We start from the raw sequence: 18,927 nt of genomic DNA, 5'->3' as shown, positions 1-18,927 counted from the left end.
CCCCCGCACGTAGCCGCAAGTGCCCATTTGCTCCGCTCGTCAGCTCTTCCGTGCCGTTCGGCTACCGTTCATCTCGCATTCATGCCTGTTGTCATGACGTCATTGTGCTCTCCGTCACTATTGCCGATTTCAGAGACTGTAAGGGAAGACGACGCGAAACAGCACCAAGCGAACCACGCGGCGTTCTTCTGCAAGGGCAGGGCAAACGTACTGCACACGACAGACGAACGCCCACATCTGAAAGACCGGAATAGGGAGGCACCAAATGAAGAAGCTAGTCGTAGTAAGCATCCTCATCGTCGCCGTCGTATTTGGCCTCGTTGCGTATGCCACCGCAGACACGGTCGTCTATCCTGGCGCCGGCGCACCGAACCAGTCCGCATCTGGAAGCGTCACCGTCCGCGCAGTCGTCAACCCCAAACTGACGCTGTCGCTCACGACTCCGGACGCGGCCCAGACGCTCGACTTCGGTTCGCTGAACCCTGGCGACGATCCCGCCGCGAAGGCAGTCGGTATCCTCGTGTCCTCGAACAAGGCGTTCGCCATCGACAAGGCCGTGGCTGGCAACGATCTCGTCACAGTCTTCGGCATGACGATGAGCTACGCTCCTGGCTTGGGCGTTGCCACTGGCGCCAAGGGCCAGAACGTCTCCTTCACGGATAGCTACGACATTCCGGCCGTCGCGTGGACCGTCAACCCCGGCACCTACGTCGACACGGTCACCTACACCGTCACCCAGAACTAGAACGCTCACATCAAGCTTAAGCTCAAGGAGAAGCCCCCGGCACACGCCGGGGGCTTCTTTGCGTTCACTCGCGTCGCACCCACGCGCACGCGACCTACCGTGCGCGGCTCCGTAGCCCGGGACTTCCCAATGCGTCAGTCCCCGTACTCGGACTCGCCGTCCTTGCCTGTGGGCTCCGGCGTTTCGCCTTCGCTCCCACGCTGCCGTGCTTCTCGAGCAGCCCTGCGCTCATCGGACTCCTGGCGCTTGCTCGAACGCGAGTTCCTGCGCCCGGGATCGGCATCCGTATCATCGCGTTTCCGGCTCCGGCGGACAGCACTGCGCCCCGCGAGCCACCAGATGAGCCCGAGAACAAGCAGTCCCGCGATTACACCCGCGGCGGCCACCAACCACAGCGGTACGATCCATGCGGAAAGCTCCTTCACGAGCGTCTGCTTTCCGGGGATCGGTACTCCATCGTCGTCCACAGCTGCGGCGAGCACCTGCGCGGTGAAGTGCCCAAGGGGGCTGGGAGGGGAGATTGTCCCCGTCGCCGCGAGGCTCTCATCGGCGAAGACGAGTTTCGAAGCTATGGCGGTCTGCCGTCCAATTTCCTCGCCCGCCCGGTTGAGCAGCAGAACATCAGCGGTCATCCGCTGATCGACGTTGCCGAAGTTGCGCAGGGAGAACGAGTACGGTATCGAGTCACCCACGACGAACGACGGAAGCTCGAATGGCCGGACCTCCATCTGCTCCACGATGTCCCCCGCGACACGCAGTCTCACCCGAGCCCCGAGCCGCCCCGTGACCTGCGACTGCGACGTGTCCCCACCCTCCGGGAAATCGAACATCTCAAAGAACAACATGGCGTTGTGATCGCCGGGTGCCACGCCCTGGGGTGGCGTGAAGCTGAACTTGATGGGGATCTCTTCGCCCGGCTCGATCTCGATGTAGGGGATGTTGCCCGCCGACTTGCTGTCGGCCGGCATCGTGACCTTCGCCCACGTGGCGGGGCTCGCCATCGACGACAGGTCCGCCCTGTTGGGAGCGACGTAGGTGACGTTGCCCTGCTCGTCCACTTCCTGGTTCGCCGCGTAGACGAGCACCTTGATGGGCTCATCGCCGTCGTTGGCCACCTTGACCACGCCGCCCACCGTCTTGCCGCCTGCAACCTCGAACTTGAACGAGGCCGTGGACAGCGCGAGGGTCTTGACGGCGTACGAACTGGCCGGCACGCCAATGAGCACGGCGAAAGCGAGCAGCCCCGCCAGTAGGACCCGGCGGCGTACAGACGGTCGAAGCATCAGATACCCACCGCCTCGCGGAACGCGCGCACCTGGCGTCGCGCGACCGGAACGTGGGTCTCGTCGCGATCGGACACGACCACGACGTACTGACCGTCGACTCGCAGGATCTCCTTGATCTTGTTCAGGTTGATCATGTAGCTGCGGTGAACGCGAACGAAGGATTCCTTGGCCAGCCTGCCTTCAAGCTCGCCGAGGGTGAGGTCAACGAGATACTGGTTCTCGTATGTGTGTGCGTAGGTGGACTTGTTGCGCGCCGAGATGATGACGATGTCGTCGATCGTGAGCAGGACGGTCCTGCCACCCTTGCGGACGGCGAGCTTGCGGAAGTCCGCTTCGCCCGCGCTGACCGACTCGCCCATCATGCGGCGGCGACCCTTGACGAGACTTTCCACGCGCGCGGAGAGCTCGAGGATGTTGAACGGCTTGGTGACGTACTGCTGGACGCCCTGCTTGAACGCAAGGATCTTCGCGAGGTCCTGGGTCTTGGCCGTCAGCATGATCACGGGAAGGTCGGCCGTCATGGGATTGTTGCGAATCTCCATGAGGGCCATCCAGCCGTCCACGCGGGGCATCATGATATCGAGAACAACGACATCGACAAGCTCGCGGTTCAGGACTTCGATCCCCTCGGCTCCGTCGCCGGCGCTGTGGACCTTCATGCCGTCGGCCTCGAGCCCCATCTTGATCATCTCGACGATGGACTCGTCGTCGTCGATGACCAGCACGTTCGCAGCTTCGGTCGCCACTGGCACCATCCCCGCGGTCGCCAAACGACGCATAGCGCCGTTCATCCTTGCATTATGCCTCTCAGTATACCCCGTCGGCCGATGAGAGAGCACCTTGGGGTGCGCAACGGGCGGTGACTGCTGCGTTGGCGCCCAAAGGCTGCAGCGGGTTCTTAACGGCGTGTAGCCCGTCTTCCGAACAGCTCAACGGTGTGATGGCGGGTACACAAGGTATCCGTCTGTCGCGTTATCCTCATGTTGATGCGACCAACGGTTCGATAGTAAGGCTGAACGGCAACCCACACTGAAGGAGCGAACAGCGATCATGGCTCTCATCGACGTAGTTGTCTACGGCACATTCTCTGTGGGCTACGTTTGCATGTTGCTGCTCACCGAACGAGCCGCGGGACGGTTCGTTCGAAATGAGATCGCCATTCCGCCAGACCGCTCCATCCGTATCCGCACAGGGGTTGCGCGCCAATCACCAGCTCTTCGTCGAGTTGACCGCACTCCGGCCAACTACACCGCTGGCAAGCGCAACGCAGCCTAGCCGCGCATGTAGCGGTCCATCGCGCGCGCAGCCTGTTTGCCAGCCCCCATCGCCAGAATGACGGTCGCCGACCCCGTCACGATGTCGCCTCCAGCCCACACGCCCGGGATGCTCGTTGCCCCGTCATCATCTGCGAGCACGTATCCCCGGCTCGTCAGCTCGAGGTTCGGAGCCGCCTTGCTGAGAAGGGGGTTAGCCCGGGTCCCCACCGCGATGATCACGGTGTCGCAATCGATCACGAACTCCGACCCCATCACGCACACCGGTGCGCGCCGACCGCTCGAATCCGGCTCCCCTAGCTCCATCCGCGTCGCGACCATACCGGTCACCCAGCCGTCGTGGCCCGTGATCTCCACCGGCGAACACAACATCTTGAACTGGACGCCCTCCTCGCGGGCGTGGTGGACCTCTTCGCGACGAGCCGGCATCTCCTCATCGGTACGCCGGTACGCCAAGAACACCTCGTCCGCCCCAAGCCGCAATGCGGTACGCGCGGAGTCCATCGCGACGTTGCCGCCGCCGACAACCGCCACCTTGCGACCGCGCCACACAGGTGTGTCGGCGCGCGGGAACTCGTAGGCGCGCATCAGGTTGACGCGCGTGAGGAACTCGTTGGCCGAGTAGACGCCGCCCAGGTTCTCGCCGGGAATTCCCATGAATACCGGCAGACCCGCCCCGCTGCCGATGAATACGCTGTCGAAGCCCTCCTCGGCCAGGAGTTCGTCGATGGTGACCGTGGCGCCAACGACCATGTCGGTGACGATCTCGACGCCCATCTGCGAGAGCATGTCGATCTCGACGCCGACAACGTGCATCGGCAGCCGGAACTCCGGGATGCCGTAGGTGAGCACTCCCCCGGGCGCATGTAGCGATTCGAAGATCGTCACCCCGTGGCCAAGGCGAGCCAGCTCCCCCGCGCACGCCAGGCCTGCCGGTCCGGAGCCGATCACGGCGGCTCGCTTGCCCGTGGGCTCACCAACGACCGGGACACACCGGTGCTCGAGGTCGCACGCGAGGTCGAAGTCGCCGAGCCAGCGCTCGAGCCGTCCAATCGCGACCGGGTCGCCCTTCTTGGCGAGAACGCACGCGATCTCGCACTGCTCCTCCTGCGGGCACACACGGCCGCACACCGCGGGCAACGCGTTGCGCTCCTTGAGCACGGACACGCCGTCGGCGTAGTTGCCGTCGATCATGTGGCCGATGAAGGCCTTGATGTCGATGTTGACCGGACAGCCCTGCTGGCAGGTCGGGTTCTTGCATTGTAGGCAGCGCATCGCCTCGGCAACGGCCTGCTCTTCCGTGTAGCCGAGCGCGACCTCATCGAAGTCCTGCGCGCGCTCGGCGGCTGGACGCTCCGGCATCGCCGTGCGCGGCCCGCGCGAGGGCTTGTGGCGCGGCTTCTCGGGGCCCGTTTCGCCGGAAGTGTCGGGGTGCATGTCGTCTACTTGTGGCATGAGCACTCCTTGGAGTACTCGGAATCGGCGAGCCTTTCGTCATCGACATAGACGCGTTGCCTGCTCAGGAGCTCTTCGAAGTCGACGGCATGCCCGTCGAAATCGGGCCCGTCGACGCACCCGAACCGGGTCACGCCGCCCACGCTCACCCGGCACGCGCCGCACATCCCCGTGCCGTCGACCATGATCGGGTTGAGCGACACGGTGGTGGGCACCTTGTACTCGCGGGTCGTCTCGGCGCAGAACTTCATCATGATCGCGGGTCCGATGGCCATCGCGTGGTCGATCGCCTTGGCCTCGCAGAGTTCCTTGAGCGGCGCGGTCACAAGCCCCTTGCGACCTGCCGAGCCATCATCGGTGGTCACGACGAGCTCCACGCCCGGAATCGCCGTGAACTCGTCGCGCAGGATGAGCAGCTCCTCGGCCCGCGCGCCAAGGATCACCGTGACCTGCGAGCCCGCCTCCGCCATCGCCCGCGCAACCGGATACGCAACGGCGGCACCGACACCTCCGCCGACAACAGCGACGCGACCGAGCCCCTCCACCTCGGTGGGCTTGCCAAGGGGCCCCACGACATCCGCAAGCGAATCCCCGACGCCGAGGTGAGAGAGCTTGTGCGTCGTCTTGCCGACGCGCATGAAGATGAAGCGGACCCAGCCCTCCTCGGCAGACCAGTCGCTGAAGGTGAGCGGGATGCGCTCGCCCGCATCGTCGACGCGCAGCATCAGAAACTGCCCCGCCCGCACCTTGCGTGCGATCCGGGGAGCCTCGACACCCATTTCAAAGACAGACTCCGAGAGCTGTCGTGTGTGCACGATCGGGAACATCCGGCCTCCCGCGACCAAGTGGCTGCATGCGCCAACGCGTTCCACAGTGACGCGTCGGACAAGTATACTAAGCCCCGCCCATCAGGCAATCGCTGGAGGCACCGTGGAAAGAAAGGCCGCACTTTCGGTCCTTGGGACCGTGTCGCTGGTAGCCGCGCTGTGTGCATCATCGCTCGCGCTAGCCGGGTGCGACCGCAACGATCCGGTCGTGGATGCCCGGGAGAAACTCGGCACGGTAGTGACCGTCACCGCCTACGGCGAGGACCGCGTAGCCGTGGGGGACGCCGTCGACGCGGCTTTTGACGCCATGGACCGTGTCGCGGGCCAACTCGACAGCTACGACGCGTCCTCGGCCATCTCAGCCGCCAATGCGTACCTTGCCAAGAACGCGATACGGGCACCCCTGCCCCCGTACTCGCTGGAGATCCTGAACAGCGTCGAACGTCTGGGTGTCTCGGAACAGTTCTCGGTCACCATCGGTGCAGCAGTGGGTCTCTACGATTTCGGGGGTTCGGGACACGTGCCCACCGCGGCGGAGCTCGATGCAGTGCTGGAGCCGCGCCTCGAGCGCCGCGGCCGGAACATCTACCTGAAGCCGTTCGGGCTGGGCAAGGCGGGCACCGTGCCGCCGCCGTCGCTCGATTTCGGCGGGGCCTCGAAGGGGCTGGCGCTTGACGAGGCGCTCCGTACGCTCGCAAGCAGCGGAGCCGTGGATGCCGCGATCCTGACGAGCGGCAGCACGACGGTAACGATGGGCAGCAAGCCCGACGGGTCGCAGTGGCAGGTCGGAATCGAGGATCCTCGCGACACGAGTTCGGTCGTGGCGGTCGCACGCGGAACCGGACCGTTCACGGTCTCAACGTCAGGTGACTACCAGCAGTACTTCGAGCGAGACGGCGTGCGGTACCACCACATTCTCGATCCCGCGACCGGCCTCCCCGCGTCCGGGCTTCGGTCTTTGACCGTGATCGGCGCATCAAGCGGGGTCGAATCGGACATCCTTTCGACCGCGCTGTTCGTCGCGGGGCCCGACGGCGCGCCTGCCTACGCGCTCGAGAGCGGGCTGGCGCTGTTTCTCGTGGACAGCGAAGGGCGGGCACAAACCGTGCCCGCCCCCGAAGGTGCGTCGTTCTCGATCACTGAGGGCTCAGGCTCCGAGAAGCCCTGATCACAACCGTACGAGCAATGCTAGATGTAGTTCTTGACCAGACCGTAGATGACCGGCACTTCGGTGCTCTCGCCGCTGTATGCCTTCACGGCAAGAATGATGCTGTAGATGAACCCCACGATTCCAACAACGATACCGAGTCCGAATACCGGTGTCGTGACAGCTGACAGCACGTAGATCACGAGGTTGAGACCAAGCGCCTGGACAGCGTGGAACTTCACGAACTTCTCGTCCTTGTACGGATCGATAAGGATAGCGACGAGAGCCACCGGCCAGATCACGTAGCCGAGCGCAGCGAGCAACTTGCTGGTGTCGTTCACGGGACCGGGACGATCTGTCGTCACATCGGGAGTGCCCATGTTGTCGTCCATCTGGGACATCTTCCTTTCCTTGTCTTCAGCAAGACCGTTGGGAGAGGCTTCCTCTTCCCACGTTGAATATACCCCTTCTCGCTGCTACCATGGGAACGGAACTGCGCCTTCCGGCGGCATTAAACCCAACATCGCAGCTTGCGCTGTCCGGAGGAACCACAGCATGAGACGTTGCCGCGCATATCTTTCGATCCTCCTCGCCATCATCATGGTCTTCTCCGGCATCGCCATGTCCGGTGCTGCCACCCAGGCCGAACTCGACGCCGCCAGACAGCGCGCTATCGACGCACGCAAGGCGCAACAGCAAGCCGAGGACCTCGCCGACAAGCTGGCGGCCGAGACGAGAGCTCTCGACGAGAAGATCTCCGGTCTCCAGGCCGAGGTCTCCAAGCTCGACCCGCAGATCGCCGACGCCTCTGCGCGCACATCGCGCCTCCGCGCCGAGGTGGCGCAGCTACGCGCGAACATCGGTGCCAAGGAGGCTGCCATCTCCGCCACCCAGGCGGAATTCGAGCGACAGCAGGCGCTGCTCGAGGCCCGGATGACGAGTTCATACAAGCAAGGCGACTTCTTCTACCTCGAACTACTCCTCGGGGCGAAGGACTTCAGCGACCTCATCGCCCGCACGACCCTCGTGCAACGGGTCATCGAGTCGAACAACGACATCGCGCTCGGTCTCGCCGCAACCAAGACCGACCTCGAGACCGCAAAGGCGGAACTCGATCGGGATCTCTCGACCGTCTCGGCGAAACGCGCCGAGGCAGAGACCGTCGAGAAGAACCTCCGCGAGATGCGCGGCGCACGCCAGGCCGTTGCGAACCAGCAGCGGGCTGTTCAGAATCAGAAGAACGCGATGATGGAGGCGGCCGAGAAGGATGCCGCCCGCATGAAAGCACTGGCCGAGGAGGAGGAGCGCGAGGCTGCGCGGATCGCCTCGGCCATGCGGGCCTCGCAGGGTGGCGGTGTCTACAACGGCGTCATGGCCTGGCCCGTTCCGGGAGGATCGCTCTCCTCGGCATACGGCTGGCGCATCCACCCCATCTTCGGAACCAAGAAGTTCCATCACGGCATCGACATCAGTGCGAGTTCGGGCGCCGATGTCGTGGCCTCCGGTGACGGAACCGTCATCAAGACCAGCTACGGCTGGAACGGCGGATACGGCAACGTGGTCTGGGTCGACCACGGCGACGGCGTCGTCTCCACGTACAACCACCTGCTCGACGGGGGCATCCTCGTCTCGAACGGGCGGGCGGTCGTCAAGGGCCAACACATCGCCGAAGTGGGATCTACCGGCTACTCGACCGGTCCGCACCTGCACTTCGAGGTGCGCGTGTGGAACGGCAGCGAGTACGCGAGCGAGAATCCGATGAACTACCTGCAGTAGGCGCCAAGGACGGCGCAAGCCCTATTCCCGCGTATTGAACTCCTGCATGGCATCCTCGATCCCGTGCTCGAGGATGTGGATGACCGCCTGGGCGCCGGCCGGTATGGATGCCGCAAGTTCCTCGGCGACGCGGGCGCTCATTGGCTCGAGCACGAAATCGGCGGGATCCATGCGTCCCGGAGGGCGCCCGATACCGATGCGGACGCGCCCGTACGCATCGGAGGCGAGCTCCTCTGTGACGGAACGCAACCCGTTGTGCCCTCCATGGCCGCCGCCGCGCTTGGCACGCACCGTCCCGAGCGGCAGGTCGAGGTCATCATGTACGACCACGAGGCTGCTCAATGGGACCTCGTAGGCGGCGCAGAGCTTGACCGCCGTCTTGCCCGAAAGGTTCATGAAGGTCTGCGGCTTTGCCAGCACGAGATCGTCGTCGCCAAAGCGCACCACGGCCGTCTTGGCGCCTGCATCGTCCCGCCAATAGCACGCCCGGAGGTTCTCGCCGAGCAGCTCGACGACCATGAACCCCGCGTTGTGCCGCGTATTGCCGTACTCCGGGCCTGGATTGCCCAGGCCCACGACCAGATGGGCCATCTGTTGCCCTACGACTCCTCGGACTTCCCGTCGTCAGACTCTTCGCCAATGACCTCCGGCTCCGCGCCTTCCTCGGCAACGAGTTCCTCTTCGACGGGCTCGGCGGTCGGCGTCGTCACGGAGCAGACGAGTACCTCGGGGTCGTCCACGATGGTGACGCCCTCGGGGCCGACGAGATCGCTCATGTGCAGCGAATCACCCAATTCGAGCGCGGAGACATCGATCTCGATAGCCTCCGGCAACTCCGCCGGCAGCGCTTCGACGGTGACCGTGTGGACACTCTGCATCAGAACACCGCCGGCCTTCACGCCGGGGCTCTCGCCGATGAAGTGGAGACCGACCGATGCCTGGATGATCTGGTCCATGCGTACGGCCAGGAAGTCGATGTGGAGGATCGTGCCCTTCACCGGGCTCGTCTGAACCTCTTTGACCATGGCGTTGACGGGCGTGGCTTCGCCCTCAACGCTGATGGAGACGAGCGTCGAGCCCGCACCGTGGTGGCTTATGAACAGCTCGAAGTCGTGCCGGTCGACAGCGACGGGCAGAGCCTCGCGGCCGGTTCCGTACAGAATAGCGGGAATCTCATCGGTCATGCGGCGGTTCGCCTTGCCGATGATGTCGCGGCGTCGTGCGATTATCGTGGTGCTCTCGGTCATGATCTCGCGTTCTCCTTTCGAGCGGCGGCGTCGTGCGCTCGCCGCGTGCCTTGTCTCGTGACTATAGCTGGAAGTCCGGATCGAAGAGCTCGGACACCGACTCGTCGTTGTACACGTTTTGGACGGCATGCGCAAACAGCGGCGCGACCGACAGTACCCTGATCTTGCTGCCGCGCTTGTCCTCGGGCACCGGCAAGGTGTTGGTCACAACGACCTCTTCGATCGGCGATGACTCGATCCGCTCGAAAGCCGGCGGTGAGAATATGCCGTGCGTTGCCGACACGTAGACGCAACGCGCTCCGGAATTCATCAGGCTCTTGGCACCCTCGGATACCGAGCCCGCCGTGTCGATCATGTCGTCGATCATGATGCAGTTCTTGCCCTCGACCTCACCGATGACGTGCGTGATCTCTGCGACGTTGTGCTGCGGGCGGCCCTTGTGCATGATGGCCAACGATGCTCCGAGCATGTCGGCGAACTTCTTGGCGACCTTCACGCGGCCCACATCCGGGGACACGATGCACACGTCCTCGAGATTGAGACTGCGGAAGTAATCCTCGAGGATCGGCAGCGCCGTGAGATGGTTCACGGGCTGGTTGAAGAACCCCTGTATCTGACCCTGGTGCAGATCCATCGCGATCACGCGGTCCACGCCGGCGGTGGTCAGAAGATCCGCAACGAGCTTGGCCGTGATCGGTTCGCGAGCTGCGGACTTCTTGTCCTGACGGGCATATCCATAGTGACTGATCACAGCGGTGATCGTCCGCGCACTCGCTCGCTTGGCCGCATCGGCCATGATGAGCAGCTCCATGAGCGACGAGTTGACTGGTGCGCTGATCGACTGGAGCAGGAACACATCTGCTCCACGGACCGACTCAAGGAAACGCACGTAGATCTCGCCGTTGGCGAACTTCGAGATCTTGACGTTGCCGAGCTCGATACCGAGATGACTCGCAACGCCCTCGGCGAGCTCGGGGTTGGAGGTCCCGCTGAAGACCATCATGCGCTTGCCAGACTCGCTCATCGTCTGTCCACTCACTCCCTAGTCGTTCTCACCGGTCGAACTTCCGCTCTTGCGCTCGAGCCAGTCTTCGATCGTGCGCTGCTCCGAACGCTCGACTCCGAGGGCGTCGTCGGGGACGTCGCGCGTGATTGCGCTCGCCGCACCGGTGACCGCTCCGCGGCCGATTCGAACCGGAGCTACGAGCATGGTATCAGAGCCGATGAAAGCGCCGTCGCCGATGACGGTCTTGTGCTTGCGTACACCATCGTAATTGCACGTTATCGTACCCGCTCCGACGTTCACTTCCTTGCCTATCGTGGCGTCCCCGATGTAGGAGAGGTGCGGGACTTTCGAACCCTCGCCCACCGTGGAGTTCTTGATCTCGACGGCGGTTCCCGCCTTCGCGCGTGCTCCGAGCACCGTGCCTGGCCTGAGATACGCGACGGGCCCGACGGTAGCCGCGGGACCTACGCTCGCGCCCGTGACTACGGAAGAATCGACGGTCGCATCCTCGGCGATGAAGGAGTCGGTGATGCGCGTGCCGGGACCCAGAACCACCCGGTCGCCGATGCGGGTATCGCCCATGAGGAACGTCATCGGCTCGATCACGATATCGCGACCGAGTTCCACGCGCGGCCCGATCCATACGAGTCCCGGATCGGTCATGGTCACACCGGCGAGCATATGCCGCTCGTTGATGCGGCGCTGCAGCACACCTGATGCTTCGGCAAGCTGGACACGGCTGTTGACGCCCATGGTCTCCATCGGGTCTTCGGTCATGACAGCGGCCACGCCCAGGTTCTCGGCCGCGAAGATGGCGACCATGTCGGTCAGGTAGTACTCGCCCTGGGCATTGTCCGTGTCCAGCCGCTCCAGGTGTTCAAAGAGAGCGCGGGAGTCGAAGCAGTATGTGCCGGTGTTGATCTCGTCGATCGCGAGCTGGGCGGCGGAAGCGTCCTTCTGCTCCACGATTCGCTCCACCGTACCGTCCGGGCAACGGACGATCCTCCCATAGCCGGTGGGCTCGGACATACGGGTCGTGAGTACCGCAACAGCAGCACCGGTCGACTCGCGCTCGTCCACAAGCGCGCGAATGGTTTCGGGCCGCAGCAGTGGCGTGTCGCCGGAGAGCACCACGAGCGAACCGCCAAAGTCCGCGAGTGCGTCACGCGCGCACATGACCGCATGCCCTGTTCCGAGCTGGCGGTCCTGGCGCACGAACCCCACATCCTCGACAAGCGTCTCGACAATATCGGCGCGATGACCGGTGACGACGATAGCCCGCTCACAACCGGCTTCCGCAGCGGCCTGCACAACGAGACGCACCATCGGCTCGCCAAGGAGCCGGTGTGCGACCTTGGGGATGTCGGACTTCATCCGAGTCCCCTCGCCCGCGGCCAGGATGAGGGCCACTGCGCTCATGTGCGCTCCTTCGGTCATGTGCTGAAACGGGTTTCCCGGTCAAGGCTGAATGGCTGGGGCGGTAGGATTCGAACCTACGGATGGCGGAGCCAAAGTCCGCTGCCTTGCCACTTGGCTACGCCCCAGAGCATACCGAGTGTATGAATGGGTGTGGGCAGCGTCAACCGGGACGCGCTCACACGCACGAGCAGATGTCGAACCGGGAGGGAGACGGCGTACTACTCGCCTGGCACTGCGGCGGCAGCAGCAGCGAAGGCGCCCACACCGCCCTCGACGTTGAACTGATCGAGTACGGCCTGCTGGATGCGCGACCGCGTGTCCGTGTTGATCGGATGACAGATGTCGCGAAACTCCCCGCTCGGAAGCTTCCGGGACGGCATCGCCACGAACAAACCCTTGTCGCCGTTGACAACCCGCAGGTCGTGGACGACGAAGGCGTCGTCCAGCACGATACTTGCTATCGCGCACACCTTGTTCATCGAGACCGGGCGCAGGGTCACCTTTGTGATGTCCATCGTGCTTGTTCCCCCCTTGGCGGCACTCTGGCCTTCGGACACCCCCATAGTACCGAGACCCGAGTTCTAGCTGTTTGATTCTGCGCCGGTCCCCACAATCCTACCGCGAGCTGACCCCTCATACAGCACGCGTTCGGTAACGACCACATCCACCGGCTTGTCGACATCGGCCCCGATGGACGCATATGGCGTGTATACGGCCGCTCCGCTTCCCCCTAGCAAGTCGCGAATCTTGTCCTCGACCTCGGCGACTTCGAGGCGGCCGGTGACGAGTTTGAACGCGAACCGGAAGCCAAGGACGCGCGCCATCTGCACGGCGTTCTTCCGGGTGTCGAACAGTCTTTGGCCGACTTCACGACAGTGCTCCGCGAGCACCGGATTGGCGACCATCATGTTCCCGCCGGTGACTTCTCCGTCCCGCAGCTTGATGAAGGTCCGTTCGCTGCCCGGGAACTGCTCGAGCATGTCTGCCCTGCGGATGAGTGGATAGGTGAAGTCCGCCCCTGAGGTCAGACTGCGGCTCACGAAGTCGTCCACTGCCTCTCCTGTGAGGGCAGGAACGTCGCCGGTCGCCAGGAGAACACGCCTGTCGGAGCGGAACGATCGTATGCCGGCCAGAAGGTTGTCGAGGAAGGAGCCGTCGGAAATGACCAGCTTGTCTACGGAATCTGCCCACACACCCAAGTCCTCCGCACTGGGAACGACGACGGCCACCTCGGCGACGAGTTCAGCGTCCCTCATTGCGTCGACAACCCATTCCACCATTGGCTTGCCGGCGATCGTCACGAGGCCCTTGAACCGGCACGCGGGGTCGATGACGGCACCGTCGCCCCCCGCAAGAATGACAACATCGACCTTCACTGCCGCTCCTCCACTCTGACCGCTACCGCGCCTTCCGGAGCCGTGGTGGTGGAAGATCCCCACCAGCCCTGCATGCTCGAGTCCCGTGCAATCCGGTCCGCCGCCCCGGCGTCTTCGCACACAGCGAACACCGCCGACCCGCTCCCCGCCATCGCAGCGCCGAGAACACCCCGTGCCGACTGACACCATGCTAGCGCCTCACCGATGGCCGGAACCAGCCCCACGGACGCTTCCGTCATGTTGTTGTGAAGCGACGCGACCGTATCTACCCTATCCCCCGCGCGCAATGCGTCCGAGAGGCGATTCGCTCCAGGACCTGCCGAATGCGGGAGCCGATCGAACGCCTCATAGGCCGCGCCGGTCGACACCGACTCGCGCGGCTTGACCAGTGCAACAGGCACGGACATGGGAGGCAGGGCGGTCACGAGTTCGTCTCCTCGGCCAGCATAGAGCGCAGCTCCGCCGCCAAGGAAGAAGGGGACGTCCGCACCGAGCGCGGCAGCGACCGTGATGAGCAGCGGGTCTTCCGGATCGACTTCCCACATCATCGCAAGACCCGCCAGTGTGGCTGCGGCATCCGAGCTGCCGCCTCCAAGGCCTGCTCCGTCGGGAATGCGCTTGTCGACAGATATCGCGACATCCACCCGCCGGCCGAGCGTCTCAGCGAGCGACACCGCAGCTCGGTAGACGAGGTTGTGTTCCTGCGCCACCCCGATATCGGGCGCGCAGACCACGCTTAGTCCGTTTGCCTCGCGGATTGTCACGGTGTCGTGGAGTGCAAGGGTGTGCAGCACCGTGTCGACCCGGTGGTATCCGTCAGGGCGCTTCGCGCCGACCTCCAGATACAGATTGACCTTCGCGTGGGCCTTGACGGCAACTACGGACGGACCCATTCACTCCCCTAACGACACGACGCGGAGCGTTGTGGCCCCGCGTCGTCGTTTCTGCCGATTTCGCTCCTGCTAGTTCAGCCAGGGCAGCAGGTTCTCTCCGCTATCGACGTGCGTCAGTTCAACTGTTCCCGTTAGGACGTCCACGTAGCTGTATGACACACGGGCCGTCCGATCTCGCTTCTCGTCCACTTTGACCACAAACAGAGACGGATGAGTCTGTTCTAGGGTGCCCTCCCGCTCGATGATCTTTGAGCGACCCATGTTCGCTTTCAGACGCATTCGCGTTCCCATGAGGGACTCGAGATCTCCGCGAATGCGCCCGACTACCTCATGCTGGGACTGCAAATCCATACACATCCTCCTTCTGGCTCAAACGGGCATTATACCCCAGGAAAAGGCGAAACTCAAGGTAGAAGGCCCAATTCGAGCGCATTCCGGCCAAGGAAGACGTACTCTTCCACCGAAAGTGTCTCGGCGCGACGGGAACCGTCGATTCCGGAGGCCGCGAGCACAGACTCGATGTGGTCCGCGTCGGCGGCAAGCACCGCCCGCACAGAATTGCGAAGTGTCTTGCGGCGCTGGGCGAACGCCGCATCTGCCATCCGGGAGGCAGCCGCTACGACCTCGGGCGACTCCGAGTGCACACGCCTTTCGAGACGCACGACTGCCGAATCGACCCGCGGGGGCGGCAGGAAGCACGTGCGGGACACGGCGAAACGACCCGCAACGTCGGCCTGAAGCTTCAGCTTGACCGTGTACGACCCGTAGTCCTTGGTACCGGGCACCGCGGAGATGCGGTCCGCAACCTCGGCCTGAACCATGACCACGGCTGTTTCGAGTGAGTCGATCTCCTGGAAGTAGCGGAGGATGACCGTCGCTGCCACCCCATAGGGCAGGTTCGCGACGAAATCGGTCGGTGGGCCGAGGCGGGTCCGCAGTTCGTGGGAGGGGACGTTCACCGCATCGCCCATGACAACCGAGAGGTTGTCGCACTCCTCGGCCGTGTCCGCGAGGACGCGAGCGAATCGCTCGTCGCGTTCCACCGAGACCACAGCTCCAGCCACCCTACACAAAGCAAGCGTGAGCGTCCCGATTCCCGGTCCGACCTCCAGCACGGACTCGTCCCCGGAAAGCGCCGCCAGCGCCAGGATGCGTCCGACGATGTTGTCGTCAACCAGGAAGTTCTGGCCCAGAGACGCCCGAAGGCGCAGTCCGTGAGCCTCGAGCACGTCGATTGTCGCCCGCGGCGTGGCCAGCGGTGAGTGAGGCACGTGCGACCCCTACGGCAGGATGGTAACGGTCACGGTGCGGCGGCCCCAGGCGATCGCCTCGGCCCTGGTGTCGAAGCACACGTCGATACGATTTCCCCGGATGGAGCCACCCGTGTCGGCGGCAACCGCGTATCCATATCCGGAAACGTAGACGTGGGTGCCGAGGGGAATGACGCTCGGGTCGACCGCGATAACGCCGTAGCCGGCGCGCGCGCCCGTGGCCGTACGCCAGTCAACTCCGTCAACACCGGGGGCGTAGGCAGTTGACACTACGGAGATCTTCTCCCCCGAAGAGGGGGGCCTCGACTTCCCGCGCGAAATGGTCAAACGCCCAGAGGAGCGCTTGATTCCAACCGCGACGACTTCGTCCACCGGCTTGATCAGAACCCGCTCCGCCGTGAGGGTGCGAGCGCCTTCGACGCCGTCCGTGACCACGACCCGGTATATACGAAGCATGCGGCCCGGCACTCCCTGAGTGATAACCTCGCGCGCGCCTTGCGGTTGAGATGCGTCCCGCTCGGTGACGGTCTCAAACGGTATCTCGACTTCTTCCTGCACCACGCGAAGGAAGACGTCGTTGACGGTGATCAGCATGTTGGGAGTGAGGGGCGTCTCAAGCGGAGGATCCGCAACAGTCCCGGTACCCGCATCGACTCCGGCCGCCACAAGCGCATCGGCGACCGTCTGCCCGACGACATACAGACGAATGCGGTCGCCTGACAACGACAAAGTCACAGGGACTGCGTGACACACGACGACTGACATTCCGTCCTGAAGGGAAGCATCCCCGGCGGGTGTCACGACATCTCCCTCGCCGATGACGACATCGGCTTCGTCGAGCAGCCCGGCGACATCCTCAGCCTGGGTCTTGATGTAGCGGGAGTCCCCATCGACAACGAGGGTGATGCCCTTATGTGCCCATACGAATCCAGTGACACTCAGGAGAACGATGATTACTGGGATGAGAGCTGCGGCTATGTAGTGGGGTTTGAGGAATCGCGCCGGGCTGGCCGGCCGTTCTCCCATACAACCCTCTCGAAACTCAACAGTCTGGCAACGGGACGAATGCCTAGTATATCCGAACTTTTCCGACGCCCACAAACCGCCAGGTCGCCACGGAACAAGCCTCTCGGAGACAGCGCAGAAGGGTCAGTCCGAGGCTGGTCCGCACTCCAGCGCATCACCGTCATGGAGGACAGTGCGTACCATCTGTGCCCCGATCTCGGCTGCATCTCGCAGTGCATCCGGATGACGCCCGATGTCGCTCGGCGAGTCCGGTCCCTCTACCTTGAGCTCCGCCGCATAGTCCACCCCGAGCCCCGCGAAGACGCTCTTGGTCGTGTACACGGCCGCCTGGAACCCATAGGGATCGCCACCCCCACGCACAAGCATGAGCGCGCCCTGACGCCTTGCGGGCGGAGGTTCGTGCAGCACGTGAGTACGTGCCCAGTACGGCTGGCAGCGGTCGTATAGCGCCTTGAGGACCGCAGGTACGGTAGCAAAGTAGACCGGAGACGATATGGCGATCGCGGCGGCGGCATCAAGCATCGGGTAGACCGACTGCATACCGTCTTGGACGACACACTCGCCCGTGGACGAACAGGCGTTGCATCCTTGGCAGGGACGAATGTCCCGCTCCACGACGACGAGGGTCTCGGCGAGGCCACCGGCCGACTCGACGCCCGCGGCGCAGGCGTCCAGAAGGCGCTCGCTATTCCCGTGGCGTCTTGGGCTGCCGGCGATGCACAAGATACGCGGCGCGCCCGAAATCGGGTCGCGGGCCACGCAGGCTACTCTCCCTTGGTCTCGCCAAAGACCTCGAGTGCATTCTCGAGGCACGCTTCAGCGACCACTGCCGCATGGACGCCTTTCACTTCCGCGATTCTCTCGACCGTGAGCGTGACCCAGGCAGGCTCATTCGTGCGACCGCGGTGCGGTTCGGGAGCCATGAAGGGACTATCCGTCTCGACCAAGAGCCGTTCGAGCGGCACCGCCGCCGCGGCCGACCGGATGGCGCTGGCCATCTTGAAGGTGACCGGCCCGGCGAACGAGATGTAACAGCCAAGATCCAGGAAGCGCTTGGCGAGTTCCTCGTCACCGGTGAAGCAGTGCACGACGCACCCGGCAGTCGGAATGCCGATCTCCTCCAGGATTGCGATACCCTCCTCGTGCGCCTCCCGCAAGTGAATGACGACCGGGAGATTCCTCTCGACGGCGATCGTGAGCTGGGCACGAAAGGCGCGGCGTTGATCATCGCGCGAAGAATGGTCGTAGTGGAAGTCGAGGCCGATCTCCCCGACGCCAACGGTCTCAGGCTCATCTAGCAACGCCAGGAGCTCCTTCTCGGCCGCGTCGTCGTAGTCCTTGGCATTGTGGGGGTGCGCCCCGACGACGACACGGACGTGAGGCTGCAGATCGCGTGGGACGTCCCAGTCGTCGAGCCTCTGGCGGGCGACGGCCAGCCAGTTCGGGAGGTGCTCGTAGGTGGCGCGGGGCGATTCGGTGACATCGGCGATCGTCAGGATGTACACGACCCCCATGACCGCAGCACGCTCAAGGGCGCCCGCAGGGTCGTCCAGCATGTCCAGGTGTGCGTGAGTGTCCGCCGTCGGCGCGCCGACACGGGGCAGCTCAACCGGTCCCTTCACCATTCCGATCTCCCTTGCAGTGCCTACTTGTCCTCGTAGATACGAGGGTATAGCGGCTCGCCCTTGCTCACCCTGTTGCCCTCCGGCAGCTGACCCCACCGGCCCTCGGCGGCGATATCGGTTACGCGCTGGATATCCCCAAGGTCCAGTCGACGCCAAACGTCAGCGCTCGTCTCCGGCATCACCGGTGCGCAGAACAATGCCGCGATTCGCACCGACTCAAGCGCGTTGTAGAGCACTGCCTCGAGGCGGCCGCGCGTTTCCTCGGCCTTTGCAAGGTTCCATGGTGCTTCGTTCTCTATGTAGCGGTTCGCATCCTTCACAAGATCCCAAGTTGCCTCGAGCGCCGCCACGTAGTCGAGGCGTGACATGGCCGCCTCGTACTTCTCCGGAAGGAAGCCCGCAATGGCCTTGAGCGTCCCGTCCGCATCTGTGTCCGCCAAGGAGGGTCTGGCCGGAACAACGCCATCAAGGTACTTCTCGGTCATGTTGAACAGGCGGGAGCACAGGTTGCCCCAGTCGTTCGCCAGATCGCCGTTGTAGCGCTGGACCATCGA

At 64.0% G+C, this 18,927-nt stretch carries 22 protein-coding genes and 1 tRNA gene; 4 read left to right on the top strand and 19 right to left on the bottom strand.

The window, feature by feature from the left end; genetic code table 11:
• Positions 1-265 precede the first annotated feature (265 nt).
• Positions 266-745, top strand: a complete 480-nt coding sequence (locus tag Q8K99_06485) for a hypothetical protein (protein ID MDP2182198.1) — start codon at positions 266-268, stop codon at positions 743-745.
• Positions 746-879: 134 nt separating this feature from the next.
• Here the strand turns inward: Q8K99_06485 and Q8K99_06480 are convergent, their stop codons facing one another.
• Positions 880-2,028: a hypothetical protein gene (locus tag Q8K99_06480; protein MDP2182197.1), complete on the bottom strand. Its 1,149-nt coding sequence runs from the start codon at positions 2,026-2,028 to the stop codon at positions 880-882.
• Positions 2,028-2,777 carry a LytTR family DNA-binding domain-containing protein gene (locus Q8K99_06475; protein ID MDP2182196.1) on the bottom strand — a complete coding sequence of 250 codons (750 nt, stop codon included), beginning with the start codon at positions 2,775-2,777 and terminating at the stop codon, positions 2,028-2,030. The genes Q8K99_06480 and Q8K99_06475 overlap by 1 nt, the downstream gene beginning before the upstream one ends.
• A gap of 304 nt (positions 2,778-3,081) precedes the next feature.
• Here Q8K99_06475 and Q8K99_06470 point away from each other — a divergent pair, with 304 nt between their 5' ends.
• Positions 3,082-3,306: a hypothetical protein gene (locus Q8K99_06470; protein ID MDP2182195.1), complete on the top strand. Its 225-nt coding sequence runs from the start codon at positions 3,082-3,084 to the stop codon at positions 3,304-3,306.
• Here the strand turns inward: Q8K99_06470 and gltA are convergent.
• Positions 3,303-4,667, bottom strand: coding sequence for an NADPH-dependent glutamate synthase (gene gltA, locus Q8K99_06465; GenBank protein ID MDP2182194.1), 1,365 nt, complete (start codon positions 4,665-4,667; stop codon positions 3,303-3,305). The genes Q8K99_06470 and gltA overlap by 4 nt on opposite strands.
• 80 nt (positions 4,668-4,747) lie before the next feature.
• A complete protein-coding gene (locus tag Q8K99_06460) occupies positions 4,748-5,587 on the bottom strand; it encodes a sulfide/dihydroorotate dehydrogenase-like FAD/NAD-binding protein (protein MDP2182193.1) in 840 nt (279 codons plus the stop codon).
• Positions 5,588-5,690: 103 nt separating this feature from the next.
• On the opposite strand from Q8K99_06460, the gene Q8K99_06455 reads away from it, so the two are divergent.
• Entirely contained in the window at positions 5,691-6,755 is a 1,065-nt protein-coding gene (locus Q8K99_06455) for an FAD:protein FMN transferase (protein ID MDP2182192.1), read from the top strand.
• Positions 6,756-6,775: 20 nt separating this feature from the next.
• Here Q8K99_06455 and Q8K99_06450 read toward each other — a convergent pair whose 3' ends face one another.
• Positions 6,776-7,126: a DUF4870 domain-containing protein gene (locus Q8K99_06450; GenBank protein ID MDP2182191.1), complete on the bottom strand. Its 351-nt coding sequence runs from the start codon at positions 7,124-7,126 to the stop codon at positions 6,776-6,778.
• A gap of 163 nt (positions 7,127-7,289) precedes the next feature.
• Between Q8K99_06450 and Q8K99_06445 the strand changes: the two genes are divergently transcribed.
• On the top strand, positions 7,290-8,510 hold the full coding sequence (locus Q8K99_06445) for a peptidoglycan DD-metalloendopeptidase family protein (GenBank protein ID MDP2182190.1): 1,221 nt from the start codon (positions 7,290-7,292) through the stop codon (positions 8,508-8,510).
• A gap of 21 nt (positions 8,511-8,531) precedes the next feature.
• Here the strand turns inward: Q8K99_06445 and pth are convergent, their stop codons facing one another.
• From pth to Q8K99_06375, 14 genes are all read right to left on the bottom strand, one after another.
• Positions 8,532-9,101 carry an aminoacyl-tRNA hydrolase gene (pth, locus tag Q8K99_06440; GenBank protein MDP2182189.1) on the bottom strand — a complete coding sequence of 190 codons (570 nt, stop codon included), beginning with the start codon at positions 9,099-9,101 and terminating at the stop codon, positions 8,532-8,534.
• 8 nt (positions 9,102-9,109) lie between these two features.
• A complete protein-coding gene (locus Q8K99_06435) occupies positions 9,110-9,757 on the bottom strand; it encodes a 50S ribosomal protein L25 (GenBank protein ID MDP2182188.1) in 648 nt (215 codons plus the stop codon).
• A 61-nt stretch (positions 9,758-9,818) separates the two neighbouring features.
• The gene (locus Q8K99_06430; protein MDP2182187.1) at positions 9,819-10,781 is read right to left on the bottom strand and encodes a ribose-phosphate pyrophosphokinase; all 963 of its coding nucleotides are present in this window, start codon (positions 10,779-10,781) and stop codon (positions 9,819-9,821) included.
• Between the two features lie 18 nt (positions 10,782-10,799).
• A complete protein-coding gene (gene glmU / locus Q8K99_06425) occupies positions 10,800-12,182 on the bottom strand; it encodes a bifunctional UDP-N-acetylglucosamine diphosphorylase/glucosamine-1-phosphate N-acetyltransferase GlmU (protein MDP2182186.1) in 1,383 nt (460 codons plus the stop codon).
• Positions 12,183-12,232: 50 nt separating this feature from the next.
• A tRNA-Gln gene (locus Q8K99_06420) sits at positions 12,233-12,307 on the bottom strand.
• A gap of 93 nt (positions 12,308-12,400) precedes the next feature.
• Entirely contained in the window at positions 12,401-12,697 is a 297-nt protein-coding gene (gene spoVG, locus Q8K99_06415; GenBank protein ID MDP2182185.1) for a septation regulator SpoVG, read from the bottom strand.
• A gap of 66 nt (positions 12,698-12,763) precedes the next feature.
• Entirely contained in the window at positions 12,764-13,558 is a 795-nt protein-coding gene (locus tag Q8K99_06410; protein MDP2182184.1) for a nucleotidyltransferase family protein, read from the bottom strand.
• Positions 13,555-14,451, bottom strand: a complete 897-nt coding sequence (ispE, locus tag Q8K99_06405; protein MDP2182183.1) for a 4-(cytidine 5'-diphospho)-2-C-methyl-D-erythritol kinase — start codon at positions 14,449-14,451, stop codon at positions 13,555-13,557. The genes Q8K99_06410 and ispE overlap by 4 nt, the downstream gene beginning before the upstream one ends.
• 69 nt (positions 14,452-14,520) lie before the next feature.
• Positions 14,521-14,802 carry a Veg family protein gene (locus Q8K99_06400; protein MDP2182182.1) on the bottom strand — a complete coding sequence of 94 codons (282 nt, stop codon included), beginning with the start codon at positions 14,800-14,802 and terminating at the stop codon, positions 14,521-14,523.
• A gap of 53 nt (positions 14,803-14,855) precedes the next feature.
• Complete coding sequence (gene rsmA, locus Q8K99_06395) at positions 14,856-15,722, bottom strand: 16S rRNA (adenine(1518)-N(6)/adenine(1519)-N(6))-dimethyltransferase RsmA (protein MDP2182181.1); 867 nt, start codon at positions 15,720-15,722, stop codon at positions 14,856-14,858.
• Between the two features lie 9 nt (positions 15,723-15,731).
• Positions 15,732-16,748 carry a 3D domain-containing protein gene (locus tag Q8K99_06390; GenBank protein MDP2182180.1) on the bottom strand — a complete coding sequence of 339 codons (1,017 nt, stop codon included), beginning with the start codon at positions 16,746-16,748 and terminating at the stop codon, positions 15,732-15,734.
• Positions 16,749-16,871: 123 nt separating this feature from the next.
• Positions 16,872-17,507 carry a flavodoxin family protein gene (locus tag Q8K99_06385; protein ID MDP2182179.1) on the bottom strand — a complete coding sequence of 212 codons (636 nt, stop codon included), beginning with the start codon at positions 17,505-17,507 and terminating at the stop codon, positions 16,872-16,874.
• A gap of 5 nt (positions 17,508-17,512) precedes the next feature.
• Positions 17,513-18,373: a TatD family hydrolase gene (locus tag Q8K99_06380; GenBank protein MDP2182178.1), complete on the bottom strand. Its 861-nt coding sequence runs from the start codon at positions 18,371-18,373 to the stop codon at positions 17,513-17,515.
• A gap of 20 nt (positions 18,374-18,393) precedes the next feature.
• Positions 18,394-18,927, bottom strand: a 534-nt coding sequence (locus Q8K99_06375; GenBank protein MDP2182177.1) for a methionine--tRNA ligase, incomplete at its 5' end; no start/stop codon positions are given.

This window comes from Actinomycetota bacterium (assembly GCA_030682655.1).
In the GTDB taxonomy this organism is placed as follows: Bacteria; Actinomycetota; Coriobacteriia; order Anaerosomatales; family JAUXNU01; genus JAUXNU01.
Note: the sequence above shows the minus strand (reverse complement) of the source record. Positions and strands in the feature narration are given on the sequence as shown.